A 12,652-nucleotide genomic window follows, 5' to 3' on the forward strand; every position below is an offset into this window, starting at 1 on the left:
GACGCTCGGACCGGGTTTTCACGATCGACCGGGAAGTCGGATCAGAACTTCGCCGAGAGCTCCAGGCCCCAGGTCCGCGGCGGGTTGAAGTTGGCGTAATCGCCGAGGATGCCGCCGTAGTTGGTCGAGACCAGCTGGCCATTCGCGCCGATGTTCTGGACCGGCGTCGAGTTCGCTGCCGAACGACGGTAGATGTACGTCGTGTCGAGCAGGTTGCGGGCCCAGACCGCGACGGTCACCTTGTTGTGGTCGTTGACCGAAATATCGGCAAGCGCGAGGCGGCCGTTCATCACGAAGCTCGCGTCGGTCTTGGTCGGCTCGAGCTGGAAGCTGTACTGGCTGCTCGCATAATTGCCGTCGAGATGCAGGCGGACGCTCGCATCGCCGATGTGGATCGGCGTGACGTAATCGATCGCACCCGACGCTGCGTTGTTTGGCGTGTAAACGATATAGAGCTGCTGCACGCCGCCGCCGAGCGGATTGAGCGCCGACGGTGCCTTCCAGTAGGTGTAGGCGTATGACCCGGTCAGCGTCAGGTCCGGGAACGGCTTCACCGTCAGATCGGCTTCGATGCCGCGGATCTTGCTGTTTCCGGCATTGACGGTCTGCTCGATATGGCTGCCGTTGGTCACGCTCGAGCCGTTCGTGTCGAAATAATCGAAGTCGAACTGCGTGTTGCTACGGTCCATGATGTAGCCCGCGAGGTTCAGGCGCGCGCGATGCTGCCAGAAGTCCATCTTCGCGCCGACTTCGTACGATTTGACCGATTCCGGGCCAAAGGCGTTGAACTGGAGCGAACGGTCGTTCGCACCACCGGCGCGGAAGCCGGTCGCATATTTGGCGTAGAGGTGGACGTCGGGCGTTGCATCGAACGCAACGTTGAACATCGGATCGAACCGGCTGACGTTGTTCTTGAACGAGAAAGGCGCGACGACGCCGGTCCCGGCGGCCAGATCGGAGCGGTTGTTGACGACGAACAGCGTGCCGTGCCGGTCATCCTTGGTCCACCGGCCACCCGCGGTGATGTGGACGACGTCGCTCAGCGCCTCGGGCGTGAAGGTCAGATTGCCGAACACCGAATAGTTATGGTCCGACGCCTCGCTGGCGCGGGTGATGAACTGGCAGCTGTTGGCAAATTGCGGGACGGTCGCGCCGAGCGTGTTGTTGCACGACGGATCATACTGCTGATAGCCAGAGTTCGCGCCGGTGATCGCCGAGGAATTGCCCGGGATCGGGCTGCGGACGGTGTAGGCGGTGCCGTTGGTGTTCCACTGGTTGGTCAGCGGGGTGGCCGCATATTCCGAAGCGCGCTCGGTGTAATAATAAGCGCCGACGACATAGTCGAACTGCGGGATGCTGCCGACCGCCTGGACTTCCTGGCTGAACTGATGCTGGCGCAGGAACGACAGGCTGTAGCGGCTGAACGTGCCGGTCGTGTTGATCGCGGTCGGGTTCGCGGTGTTGGGCACGAACGGCGCGAACGAGCTGCGCTCCGGCCCGCCCGAATTGTCCCACTGATCCGTGCTGACGCCGCGCCATGCGGTGATCGAGCGCAACTCGATCCACGGCGCGAGCTTGTACTTCAGATTGGCCGAGAAACCGTGCGTGATATCGACGCTGGGCTGCTGCGGAACGCCGACGTCGGCGACATATTGCCGTTCGGGATGGACGCCGACCAGCGGTGCCTTGGGGGCGATGCAGACGGGCTTGGTGCTGCCCGCCGCAATGGTGCCGCCGCAAGCAGCGCCATTGAGCAACAGCGCGCCCGCTGCGTTATACGTACCCACCGCATAATTGTTCGGGTTGTAGTTGATCAGCTGGCTGTACTGCGGCGTGTTTTCGTCCTTCGCATAATCATAGGCGAAGTCGGCGGTGAAGCCATCGATCGGCTGCCAGCGCGCAGCGGCGCGGCCGCCCTTGCGGTCATAATAGTTCCAGCCGGTCGAACCCGTCAGGGGGTTCTTCACGGTCGGATCCTGGTGCTGGTACACCCCGTCGAACTTGAGCGAGATGTTGTAGAAGCTCGGCAGGTCGAGATGCAGGTCGGCATTGTGGCTGCCGTAATTGCCGACGCCAGCGTTCACGCGGCCACCAAGCACGCCGCTGGGCGCCTTGGAAACAAGCGACAGCGCGCCGCCTTCGGTATTGCGACCGAACAACGTGCCCTGCGGACCTTTCAGCACTTCGATCCGCTCGATGTCGAACAATGCGGCGTTGAGACCCTGCGTCTTCCCAAGTGCGACGCCGTCGATATAGACGCCGACGCCGCCATCCCGCGCGGTCTGGTTCTGGTCATAGGGGACGATGCCGCGGATGCCGATCGTCAGCGCCGACTGACGCGCTTCGAACGTCGCGACACGGAGCGACGGGATCGAACCGTCGGCGAGGTTGAACAGACTCTGGACGTGGCGATCGGCGATGCCCTGGCTGCTCAGCACGCTGATCGAGATCGGCGTCTTCTGCAGGTTGGTTTCGCGGCGCGTTGCGGTGACGACGATGTCGCCAAGGCCCTGCTGATCGTCAGCGGCAGCGGGCGGGGCAGCATCCGGAGTCGTTGCCGTTTGCGCGGGATCGGCGGCGGGCGTGGTCTGCGCAACAGCGGGTGCAGCGGCGAGGGCGAGCAAGGTGCCGCCCAGCAGCAGCTGCAAACGAAGGCGCGATCGAACAGTCATTGTGATTTCCCCTGAACCATGAGAGTTTTCTCATCCCGGTCCAGCTGCCGCTACAGAGCGATTGGGTCACCAATGTTACACCCACTGTAACATAACGGGTATGCGCGCGTCATCTTGGCGTCATCAAGCGCGTTGGCAAATATTGGAATGATGAGCGGTATGGCTTTAACAGTGCATGCGATAATCTTGTCTTGCACAGTACTGTAATAATATCGCACGAAAGTGGAACTGTACTTTTCGCTGGCGGCGGGCGGGAAGAACCACTGGCGTGGTGACATGGTTCTATACTGAGGCTGTCGGCAGTCTCCCGTCTTGCGCCTACGCGCGTGGCGGCGCCGTAGAGTCCCGGATGAGCAGCGTGTTCGAATGCTGCGTATGCCGGTCGCCCTCCCGGCTCTCGAGGTCGGCGATCAGCATATCGGTCGCCGCAACGGCCATCTCGAAGACGGGCTGCCGCACGGTGGTAAGGCGTGGCCAGGCGATCCGGGAAACCTCGGCGTCGTCGAACCCGGCAATCGACAGATCATCGGGGATCGACAGCCCCAGTTCGCGCGCCGCAAGCATCACGCCAACCGCCATCTCGTCATTCTGCACCAGTACAGCCGTTGGCCGATCAGCGTGCTCCAGCAGGCGCCGCCCGGCGGCATGGCCGCCATCGAAGGTAAACAGCCCGGTCTCGATCCATGCGTCGCGCATCGGGCAACCAGCCTCCTCGAACGCGCGTTGATAGCCCTGGAAACGGGCGTTGGTGGCGGCATGGCCCGGGTCGCCCTTGACGATCCCGACGCGTCGATGCCCCAGTGGCAGGACATGCGCCGCGACCGCATGGGCCCCAACCACGTCATCGAGCAAGGTCGAGGATCCCAGCTCGAGCTGGCGGGATGGCGCGATCCCGGCGTTGCGGATTCCGGCGGCGTCGAGCTGCGCGAGAACATCAGGATGGTCCGACGCGGGCGGTGCAAGCACCACCCCGTCGAGAACGCGGTGTTCGCTCCCGCCACGCTGCCACCGTTCTGCTGGAGCATGCGCGGGGTGGAACGCAGGTCGGAAACGCAGACAATGCCAATTTCTACGTGCCCGTGATCAAGATGCCCGAGCATATCGCCGCCGCCAGGACCGCCGTTCGCGAAGAGGATGCGATGTTCCTGACCGCGGTCATGGAAGGGCGCTACACCGACGGATATCTTGAGAGCGAGGGAAAGAATGCGCTGCGGGTCGCGGCAGGCGACATGGCAACGATCGCCAGCCCGCTCGATTTCGTCGCGCTCAACATCTACGCGCCGAATTACGTTCGCGCCGATACGGGGCCGAGCGGCTACAAGATTCTGCCGCGCTTGCCGTCGTCACCAAGAATGGCGTCACCGTGGCTCCATGTCGGACCCGAAGTCGCTTATTGAGGGGTGAGGACGGTCAGCGAATTGTGGAATCGGTGACAGCGACCGGATCATGTACCTGCGCAATTACCTCGCCGAGTTCCACCGCGCGACGGTCGAGGGCTACCCCCTGAAGGGCTATTTCCTGTGGAGCCTGAGGGACAATTTCGAATGGGCGGACGGGTTCACCAAACGCTTCAAGATCCATCACGTCGACTTCGCGACCCAGGTGCGCACACCCAAATGGAGTGCCGCCTGGTATTGCGAACTGATTCGCCGCAACGCGTTCGTCTGAACGCAGCGACGTGGTCTGCGCTGGATCAGCGCTTCTTGACGAACTCGGCGCGGAGCACCAGGCCCTTGATCCCATCGAACCGACAGTCGATTTCCTGCGCGTCCCCGGTCAGCCGGATCGACTTGATCAGCGTGCCGCGCTTGAGCGTTTGCCCGGCACCCTTGACGGTGAGGTCCTTGATCAGCGTCACCTGATCGCCATCCGCAAGGACATTGCCGACGGCGTCGCGTACCACGACCGCGCTGCTGTCGGCCCCGCCAGTGGCGGCTGCATCGGCTGCACTGACCCATTCGCCGCTGGCTTCGTCATAGACGAAGGCGTCGTCCGCGGCGGTTTCGGTGTCGGCCATGCTCATCCCTTGATATTGACCATCGCGACGGGCTGGCCCTTGGTGGTCGGGTTCGATGCGTTTGCCTTGGGGGCCTTTTCGGCCTTGGGCTTGCGCGTTTCCTTGTTCGACTTCTTCTGGCTCTTGGCCATCGGACATCCCTTCAGAGCGGAAGGCCCCGCAGCATCCTAGCCCCGAACCGCCTGTTGTGCGTCATCAATTCGGTTCGGCGCAGTTCGCCGTCTGGTTGACGGAAGTTAACGATATTTCGCGCGTTCGACGCAACCACCCCCGATGCGGTCCGTTTAGACCCCAAGCCGGACGTGCCACCCCTCGCGTCCGGCTACCCCCTCCCCACAATCTGTATTCGAGGATCGACGACATGGGCTTGTTCACCAAGGATATCGTAACCTTCGAAGACCTGTTTCTGCATCAGCTGCAGGACGTCTATTACGCCGAGAACCAGATCACCAAGGCACTGCCCAAGATGATCGACAAGGCGACCGACAGCAGCCTAAAGGCCGGGTTCCAGACGCATCTGCTCGAAACCGAAGGGCAAATCCGTCGGCTCGAGCAGGTGTTCGATCTGCTCGGCGAGAAGGCCAAGGGCGCGACCTGCCCTGCGATCGAAGGCATCATCAAGGAAGCCAACGAAGTCGCCAGCGAGATCGCCGACAAGGCCGTTCTGGACGCGGCCCTGATTGCGTCGGCACAGGCGGTCGAGCATTATGAGATCACGCGCTACGGCACGCTGATCGCCTGGTCAAAGCAGCTTGGGCGCGACCAGATCGCTGCGATCCTGCAGGAAACGCTCGACGAAGAATATGCCACCGATGACAAGCTGACTGCGATGGCGACCAGCAAGACCAACGCCAAGGCAGAGGCCGCTACGGCCTGATCTGGCGCTAGAACGATCCCGGCACCTCGCGTTGCGTGGTGTCGGGGCGTTGGGGCGTAAGCAGTTCAAGTGTTTTGGCGGGTGTCCGCAGCGACAAGGTTCCCTGCGACCCCGCTGTTCCCGTGATTGGCGTGCAACTCCGTCCGGCGAGATAATCCAGTGCAGCGCGGGTAGATGCTTCCTGCGGGTCACCCATCTGATGCGTCAGATCATCGCCCGCGCGGCAACTGGCCTCCATGATGCTGCCAAGTCCGTCGTAATAGGCGCCCTGTCGTGCAGAATTCTGCAGCGAAAAGGCGATGACGCGCAGCCGGTCGTCGCATTGTGCACGATCCAGCGCGATCTGCCCCACGGGTTTGCCATAGGTGTTGGTGCCGATCAGCGCGGCGTTGGCATGATAATAGGGGATCGCCTGCGCGATCACGAGTTCACTCGCAGACGCAGTGCCCGCCGTCCCGATAAACGCGATTTTGGTCGGCGTGATCGATTGCGGTTGGGGCGCGAAAAACGCGGTGACGTTGTTCGCCGATTTTTCGGGGCGGAATGTCGTATAGTCGATCACATCGCTGGTCGACCGAGCGCCACCCAGAAGGTTGGCGAACAACTCCGCGATCGATACCAGGCCACCGCCATTGTAGCGGACATCGACGATCACACGCCTTACCCCTGCCGCCTTGAATCGTTCGAACGCGCTGCGCAGCGCAGGGTCCGCGGTCGAAATGAAACTGCGCAAGTTGATATAGCCGACGGGCTCGCCCGCATCGGTCAGGATTTGCGCACCATATCGGCTCGACACCGGGGTCAACGCATAATCGGTCTTGGCGACCGAGACGATGCGCGTGCCGCTTGCGTCGGTGATGCGGAAGGCGCGCGTGGTGCCGACCGTATCGGGGCCGAGTGCATCAGTGATGCCATTGGTGCCCTGCGTCGCGATGATCGAGTCGACCGTGCGCAAGTCGGCGCTGTTCGTCCCGATCGCCACGATTTCTGCGCCGCGGTCGATCCCGGCAGCGACCGCGGTCGTGCCCTCGAAGCTTTCTGCAACGTAAATCCGTCGGGTATCCGCGTCATAGGACAGTCGAAACCCGTAACCGGCGCTCGCGCCCGATGCGTAATAAGAGTCCTCGGAGGCGATCGACGTCAGATAGGTAAAGTATCGATCCTTGCGCTGAGCACGCGCGGTGGCGGTCAGCGCGTCGATGTAATCGGATACCGTCGTATAGGCTGCGGGGCTGATCGTCGCGGGCAGGGTTTCCGGAAACAGATACCATTCGCGCAACTGGCTGGCCGCCCAGTCCTGCCGGTCGCGCAGCGAGCAACTCGCTGCGGTGGGGGTGGGTGATGCTGTCGGGGTTGGGGTCGCGGCTACCGGAACCACACCGGTTGATCCGCTGTCGCCGCCGCCACCGCAGGCGGACAGCAGTGCTGCGATCGTGATGAGGGTGACCTGTGCGCGCGCCCGAACCATTTAGTCACCCCTTTTGGGGGGAAGGCTAACGCGGATCCGAGCGCCTGTCAGTCTTTATGACGAGATAAGACCGCGATGGGTCGAACACGTCCGCCCGGTCATGCGACCGGGACGAACGAAACGGCGGTCGATGCCAGCACGGTGGTCAGCACCAGGGCGGCAACGAGCGAGAAAGCGACGCGCTGAACAGCTTCGAAACGGGTGGTCATGATAGTATCTCCCTGTGTGTTGGCGTTTCGGACCATCCGATCGCCGACATGTGATACGTTGCAGGGAGCGTGCCAGTTTTATAAGACACTGTAATAGAACGATATAAGTTGCAAGTGTGTCTCGCCACACAATTCCAAGCGGTGCCGTGCGCCAAGGATCGGCGTAAATTCCTAAACGCGGTGGATCTGGTTCCGCCCGCCGTCCTTGGCGGCGTACAGCAGCTTGTCCGCGCGCCCGAACACCGCGCCCAGGCCTTCATAGGGTCGCGCCTGCGTCACGCCCGCAGAGAAGGTGACCGCACCCAGCGGCTCGTCGGATTCGCGCAGGCGATAGCGTTTTTGCGCAACCGTCGCGCGGGCGCGTTCGAGCGTGGCATACGCTTCGTCGAGCGATACCCCGACGAACAGGACGGTGAATTCCTCACCCCCATAGCGCGCGACCATATGGTCGGCGCAGTTCTTGAGCAGCGTCTCGGCGATCGCCTTGAGAACACGGTCGCCGACCGAATGGCCAAATCGATCGTTGACGCGCTTGAACCGATCCACGTCGCATACCGCGAGACAGACGCTCTTTCCCCCGGCGACATGCTGGCCGAACTTTTCCTCGAAAGCGCGGCGGTTGGGCAGGTTGGTGAGCGGGTCGCTGCGCGCGTTGCTGCGCGCCTCTTCCAGCTTCAGGCGCAACTCCTCGGCTTCGTGCGTCGCGGCGGCGAGACGCGCCTCTGCGGATTGCACCCGATCCAGCATCACCTCGGTCAATCGCACGATGTCGCCATTGTTGTCGGTCGTGCGCATCGCATTCGCGCTCGCTGCCAGATCCCGTCCGAACCCCTGCGTTTCCTCACGAATCGCGTGCATCATATCGGTGAAGCCCTCGACCTGCATCTGCGTCTGCGCAACAAGTCCTTCGACGGGGTCGGCGGTGGGCGGGCCTCCCGACACCGGCGTGGCCGCCACCTGGCCGCCGAGTTTCTCGATGTCGCGGGCGGTCAGACGGATGCCGCCTTCGGTCAGCGCCGCGACTGACTTTGCCAGCACCCCGTCGGGATGGCTGATCACGCGATGGGCGAAGGCGTAATGGAGCGGATCGGGGCTGAGATGGTGCTGCGCGAGGAATCGACCGATCTGACCGAACACCTGATCGGCGCGGTACTCGACCGTTTCCAGTCGTACGTCCCTTGCCGTGGCCATCGTTCCCATGCGTCCTTGCCACCCAGCGTCGTTCAGCCACGACTGCTTCCCCAAAGCGAGGGCTTATTCCGAAACTGCTAATTTAGCGTGACCGCAACGAAACGATGTTTCGCCAGATCGCGGGTCGGCATGCTTTGTCCGCACGATCCTCTCGGTCGTTTGCGATGTGCGCGGACTGGCGGTTTCGGGCCAGCCCGATTAGGCAGGCATGATGCGCATTACCGAATCCGATCTCGCCCTCGCCGCCGCGCTCGCCGACGCCGCCGGGGCCGCCATCCGTCCGTATTGGCGGACAGAACAAGGACTTGAGATGAAGGGCGATGCGTCGCCCGTGACGCTCGCCGACCGCGCGGCCGAGGCTGCGATGCGGTCGCTGATCGAAAAGGCCTTCCCCGACGATGCGATTATCGGCGAGGAATATGGCGTGCGCGAGGGGACGTCGGGCCGCGCCTGGGTGCTGGATCCGATCGACGGGACGCGGGCATTCATTTCGGGCCGGCCGATCTTCGGGACGTTGATTGCGTTGGTGGTCGACGGGTGGCCGATGCTGGGCGTGATCGATCAGCCGATCATTGGCGAACGCTGGGTCGGGACAACCGGCAAGCCCACACTGTTCAACGGCAAGCCCGCGACGACTCGGCGCTGCAAGGATCTCGGCGAGGCATTGCTCGCCACGACGTCACCCGCGCTGTTCCAGGACGACCAACTCCATGCGTTCGAGCACCTCGATGCCAAGGTACGCAGTACGGTGCTCGGGGGGGATTGCTACAACTACGGCTGTGTCGCGAGCGGGTGGCTCGACGTGGTGGTCGAGGCAGAACTGAAATTGCACGATTTTGCGGCGCTGGTGCCGATCGTAGAGGGCGCGGGCGGGCAGATGTGCGACTGGGCGGGTGATCCGCTGACCGCCGACAGCGTCGGTGAAGTGGTTGCGGTGGGCGATCCTGCACGGGTCGAGGAAATCCTCGAGGCGCTGGCCTGTCGCGGCGGGCATTGAGCGTACCCGCCGCCTAGTCGCGTTTAGAAGATCCCGAGGAATTTCTTGCGCTGCCCCGACCGCTCTCCGGCGGTCTTTTTGCCGTTCTCGGCCTTCGCGGTGGTGCCATGCCCGACGTCGTCGCGCTGTTCGCCTTTGATTGTGCGCTGTGCGGTGGCCGGGGCGGCGGCCAGCACGGGGCCGCATTGCGCCGCCTTTGCATCGCCGATGTCGACGAACGCTAGTAGCCCGGCGACCGGTGTACCGATGACGCTCAACCCCAGCGCAGCACCGGCACGGCCGACGAGTTGCGGACTGACCACGCTATAGCCGGGCTTGGCAAAGCTGCCGTTCAGGCCGATCGGGGATTGTGCCGACAGGAAGCTGAACCGCTTGCCGTCCGCGCGGATGGCCAGATCGAGCTGTTCCGATTTGAAGCTGAACCCGCCGCGACCGACGATGATGTTCTTTTCGGTATCGATCAGGATTGGGTCCGCCGCTGCCACGCCGCCGCGCACGGTGAAGCCGATCAACCCGCAATTGATCTTGACCGGTTCCTTGAGTTTCCCTTGGAACAGCTTCTGGACGAACGTACCCACGTCGAGTTCGGACAGCTGCACGTTGCGGGTCCAGAAGGAACCGCCCGGCATGACGAACGCGATCCGCCCATGCGACGTTGCCAGCGAATCGTGAAGCGAGTCGCCGTCGCCTTCGAGCAGGATCCGCCCCTTGATCACGCCGCTCGTTCCCGCCTCCGCGACACCATAGCCCGCCAGCAGGCGCGCCATCGGAGTCGGCGCGAGCCGAATATCATAAGTGTCGTGCGCCGGGCGACGGCGGGCGTCGATCGTAATGTCCGAAGCGACATCGCCGCGCGCCATCACGAAGGTCAGGGGCGACAGTTTGAGCAGGCTGTCCTTGAGCGACAGCGTCAGGTCGATGTTCGAGACGGGGACGTTCTTCGAGCGCACGACGCCAACTTTGTAGCGCAAGTCGGCGTTGAAATTCTTGAGCGTCTCGACCGGGATTTCCGCATCCGGGAGCAGCCGCGCAGGAGCCGCGCCGCTGCTCGCCGCCGCAGCGACCGCGCCCTTGGTGGCGACGATGTCGGGGTTGTAGCCGATGAATGGTGCAGCATCGATGATGTCGAGCTTGCGCGTGGTCAGCACGGCACCGATGTGGAGCCGCGGCTCGATGTTGCGGACGGTGAACTTGCCTTCGATATCGCTGTCGCCGAACCGCCCGGTCAGGCGCGTGAAGGCATAGGTGGTGTCGTCCTTGGTCAAGGTCGCCTTGACCGCATAGGTCCGGGTGCGCGGGATCGCGACGCCAATGATGTCGAGCAGTTCGGCAAGATTGCGCCCGCGCGACGTCACCGCCAGCGGGACGTTCTCGATATCCGCGATGCTTGGGAGCGTGCCCGCAACGGTGATGTGGTTGTGCGCCGCATCGGCGGCAAGTTCGAGCTTGTTCTTGCCGCGTGCGACCGTCGCGTCTGGCGACAACAACTTGCCCGTCAGCGTGAATGGCGTGTCGCGGACCTTGCCGTCGCCTTTGAACCGCACCGACTTGCCAATCTTCGCGTCGGTCGAGGTGATCGTCTGGAATGCGATATCGGTGCGCAGGCGCATCCGGGGATCGAGATAGCGCAACGTCGTTCCCGCCACCGTTGCGATGTCGATCCGGGGGAAGTCGAGCGGCTTGCCGCCCTTCTTGTCGCTGAACGTCCAACTGTTGTGGCTGTGATCGCGATTCCATTCGAGGTCGACCGCGCCATCGGTCAGATCGAGCGTATAGAAACGGCGTTTCCCGAACAACATCGACAAGGGCGCGATTCGCGCATCAATTCGCTTGGCTTCGAACAGATTGGGCCGCGACGCATAGGTCGGGTTGGAGATCGTCATTCCATCGGCACGGAAATGGATCGTGATCGGATCGAAATACAGTTGAAAGTCGCCAGGCACCTTGACCTGCCGATGCGTCGCCGAAGACACGATCCGCTCGAACGGTCCGCGCAGGAAACGCCCCTTGGTGATATACAGCACCAGCCATACGAGGAACACAGCGACGACCAGGCCGATCAGCGTGTTGCGGGCAATCTTTCCCCAGTTCCGCCGTCGGGCGACTGGCGAATGGGGCGCCGCGGGCGCGGCAGCGGGCGGGGAGGGTGCGGCGTCCATCGCGATCAAACCGTTCGCCAGCCGTAATCGTTCCTCTGCGCATCTGCAGTTGCGTTTTCGCAAGGGGCCGGGTATGCGCCCGCTTTCCTGCGAGTAAGAGGAACTGCCCGGCCGGTATGGGCTGCCGTGGCCGTTCATAGATCGTCGCAAAACTGAAAGGACGAAAATGCCCAAACTCAAGACGAAGAGCGGCGTTAAAAAGCGCTTCAAGCTCACCGCGAGCGGCCTGCTGAAGCACGGCGTTGCTGGCAAGCGCCACCGGTTGATGAGCCACAACGCAAAGTACATCCGCCAGAATCGCCGCACCAAGGTGCTGTCCAAGGCCGACACGGCTGCTGTTAAGGCGTGGGCGCCTTACGGTCTCGGCTGAGCGGAAGGAATTAGAGAATGGCACGCGTAAAACGGGGTGTAACCACCCACGCAAAGCACAAGCGGATCCTCAATCTGGCGAAGGGCTATTATGGCCGTCGCAAGAACACGATCCGTATCGCCCGTCAGGCGGTCGAGAAGGCCGGCCAGTATGCGTATCGCGACCGCAAGGTTAAGAAGCGCAACTTCCGCGCCCTGTGGATCCAGCGTATCAACGCAGCGGTCCGCGTCGAGGGTCTGACCTACGGCGTCTTCATGCATGGCCTGAAGCTCGCTGGCGTCGAACTCGACCGCAAGGTCCTCGCGGATCTCGCGATGCACGAGGGTGCCGCATTCAGCGCCATCATCGCGCAGGCGAAGGCGGCTCTGCCCCAGGCAGCCTGAGGGCGACCTGTCGCGAGACGAAGATTTGGGCGTCGGTGGCAACACCGGCGCCCTTTTTTGTTTTGGGGGCGTTTCCTAGAGCGGTCATCCCGTGCTCCGAGCGCTGCCGTCATGCTGAACTTGTTTCAGCATCCACCGCGCAACAGGCTTAGTCCGAACTCGCGGAGGGCTGGATCCTGAAACCAGTTCAGGATGACGGACGGTTTTGAAGGACAGCTGTGCGTCGGCGTTACCTCGACCCTCCCTGGCCGGCTGCATCAGCATCGCGCAGGGTTGATCAAGGGCTTCCCCTCCCGCTACGGCGTCACC

At 62.9% G+C, this 12,652-nt stretch carries 11 protein-coding genes and 1 pseudogene; 5 read left to right on the plus strand and 7 right to left on the minus strand.

Annotated elements, in window-relative coordinates; translation table 11 throughout:
* Positions 1-41: 41 nt before the first annotated feature.
* Both AC3WJR_RS00485 and AC3WJR_RS00490 read right to left on the minus strand, forming a co-directional pair.
* Positions 42-2,672 carry a TonB-dependent receptor gene (locus AC3WJR_RS00485; RefSeq protein ID WP_492721384.1) on the minus strand — a complete coding sequence of 877 codons (2,631 nt, stop codon included), beginning with the start codon at positions 2,670-2,672 and terminating at the stop codon, positions 42-44.
* Between the two features lie 318 nt (positions 2,673-2,990).
* Positions 2,991-3,638, minus strand: a complete 648-nt coding sequence (locus AC3WJR_RS00490) for a substrate-binding domain-containing protein (RefSeq protein WP_492721385.1) — start codon at positions 3,636-3,638, stop codon at positions 2,991-2,993.
* Between the two features lie 59 nt (positions 3,639-3,697).
* On the opposite strand from AC3WJR_RS00490, the pseudogene AC3WJR_RS00495 reads away from it, so the two are divergent.
* Positions 3,698-4,340 (plus strand): annotated as a pseudogene (locus AC3WJR_RS00495) (family 1 glycosylhydrolase); the annotation flags it as partial.
* 25 nt (positions 4,341-4,365) lie between these two features.
* Here the strand turns inward: AC3WJR_RS00495 and AC3WJR_RS00500 are convergent.
* Both AC3WJR_RS00500 and AC3WJR_RS00505 read right to left on the minus strand, forming a co-directional pair.
* Entirely contained in the window at positions 4,366-4,689 is a 324-nt protein-coding gene (locus tag AC3WJR_RS00500) for an alkylphosphonate utilization protein (protein WP_492721387.1), read from the minus strand.
* 2 nt (positions 4,690-4,691) lie between these two features.
* On the minus strand, positions 4,692-4,820 hold the full coding sequence (locus tag AC3WJR_RS00505; RefSeq protein ID WP_269724634.1) for a hypothetical protein: 129 nt from the start codon (positions 4,818-4,820) through the stop codon (positions 4,692-4,694).
* A 230-nt stretch (positions 4,821-5,050) separates the two neighbouring features.
* Between AC3WJR_RS00505 and AC3WJR_RS00510 the strand changes: the two genes are divergently transcribed.
* Entirely contained in the window at positions 5,051-5,566 is a 516-nt protein-coding gene (locus tag AC3WJR_RS00510) for a YciE/YciF ferroxidase family protein (RefSeq protein ID WP_492721389.1), read from the plus strand.
* 7 nt (positions 5,567-5,573) lie between these two features.
* Here AC3WJR_RS00510 and AC3WJR_RS00515 read toward each other — a convergent pair whose 3' ends face one another.
* Positions 5,574-7,034, minus strand: coding sequence for a S41 family peptidase (locus AC3WJR_RS00515; RefSeq protein ID WP_492721391.1), 1,461 nt, complete (start codon positions 7,032-7,034; stop codon positions 5,574-5,576).
* A 380-nt stretch (positions 7,035-7,414) separates the two neighbouring features.
* Positions 7,415-8,434: a GGDEF domain-containing protein gene (locus AC3WJR_RS00520; protein WP_492721393.1), complete on the minus strand. Its 1,020-nt coding sequence runs from the start codon at positions 8,432-8,434 to the stop codon at positions 7,415-7,417.
* Positions 8,435-8,645: 211 nt separating this feature from the next.
* Between AC3WJR_RS00520 and hisN the strand changes: the two genes are divergently transcribed.
* Entirely contained in the window at positions 8,646-9,431 is a 786-nt protein-coding gene (hisN, locus tag AC3WJR_RS00525) for a histidinol-phosphatase (RefSeq protein WP_492724080.1), read from the plus strand.
* Positions 9,432-9,454: 23 nt separating this feature from the next.
* On the opposite strand, the gene AC3WJR_RS00530 is transcribed toward hisN, so the two are convergent.
* A complete protein-coding gene (locus tag AC3WJR_RS00530; protein WP_492721395.1) occupies positions 9,455-11,590 on the minus strand; it encodes an AsmA family protein in 2,136 nt (711 codons plus the stop codon).
* A 166-nt stretch (positions 11,591-11,756) separates the two neighbouring features.
* Between AC3WJR_RS00530 and rpmI the strand changes: the two genes are divergently transcribed.
* Together rpmI and rplT are read left to right on the plus strand one after the other, a co-directional pair.
* On the plus strand, positions 11,757-11,960 hold the full coding sequence (gene rpmI / locus AC3WJR_RS00535) for a 50S ribosomal protein L35 (protein ID WP_131532218.1): 204 nt from the start codon (positions 11,757-11,759) through the stop codon (positions 11,958-11,960).
* A gap of 17 nt (positions 11,961-11,977) precedes the next feature.
* The gene (rplT, locus tag AC3WJR_RS00540) at positions 11,978-12,343 is read left to right on the plus strand and encodes a 50S ribosomal protein L20 (RefSeq protein ID WP_010161044.1); all 366 of its coding nucleotides are present in this window, start codon (positions 11,978-11,980) and stop codon (positions 12,341-12,343) included.
* Positions 12,344-12,652 lie beyond the last annotated feature (309 nt).

The sequence above is a fragment of the Sphingomonas sp. FW306-05-A genome (genome assembly GCF_058782275.1).

Bases quoted from the DNA above. Each gene is read 5' to 3' on its own strand.
- AC3WJR_RS00500 (WP_492721387.1), bottom strand. From the start codon at position 4,689: ATGGCCGACACCGAAACCGCCGCGGACGACGCCTTCGTCTATGACGAA.
- AC3WJR_RS00530 (WP_492721395.1), bottom strand. From the start codon at position 11,590: ATGGACGCCGCACCCTCCCCGCCCGCTGCCGCGCCCGCGGCGCCCCAT.
- AC3WJR_RS00520 (WP_492721393.1), bottom strand. From the start codon at position 8,434: ATGGCCACGGCAAGGGACGTACGACTGGAAACGGTCGAGTACCGCGCC.
- AC3WJR_RS00515 (WP_492721391.1), bottom strand. From the start codon at position 7,034: ATGGTTCGGGCGCGCGCACAGGTCACCCTCATCACGATCGCAGCACTG.
- AC3WJR_RS00505 (WP_269724634.1), bottom strand. From the start codon at position 4,820: ATGGCCAAGAGCCAGAAGAAGTCGAACAAGGAAACGCGCAAGCCCAAG.
- AC3WJR_RS00485 (WP_492721384.1), bottom strand. From the start codon at position 2,672: ATGACTGTTCGATCGCGCCTTCGTTTGCAGCTGCTGCTGGGCGGCACC.
- hisN (WP_492724080.1), top strand. From the start codon at position 8,646: ATGCGCATTACCGAATCCGATCTCGCCCTCGCCGCCGCGCTCGCCGAC.
- rpmI (WP_131532218.1), top strand. From the start codon at position 11,757: ATGCCCAAACTCAAGACGAAGAGCGGCGTTAAAAAGCGCTTCAAGCTC.
- AC3WJR_RS00510 (WP_492721389.1), top strand. From the start codon at position 5,051: ATGGGCTTGTTCACCAAGGATATCGTAACCTTCGAAGACCTGTTTCTG.
- rplT (WP_010161044.1), top strand. From the start codon at position 11,978: ATGGCACGCGTAAAACGGGGTGTAACCACCCACGCAAAGCACAAGCGG.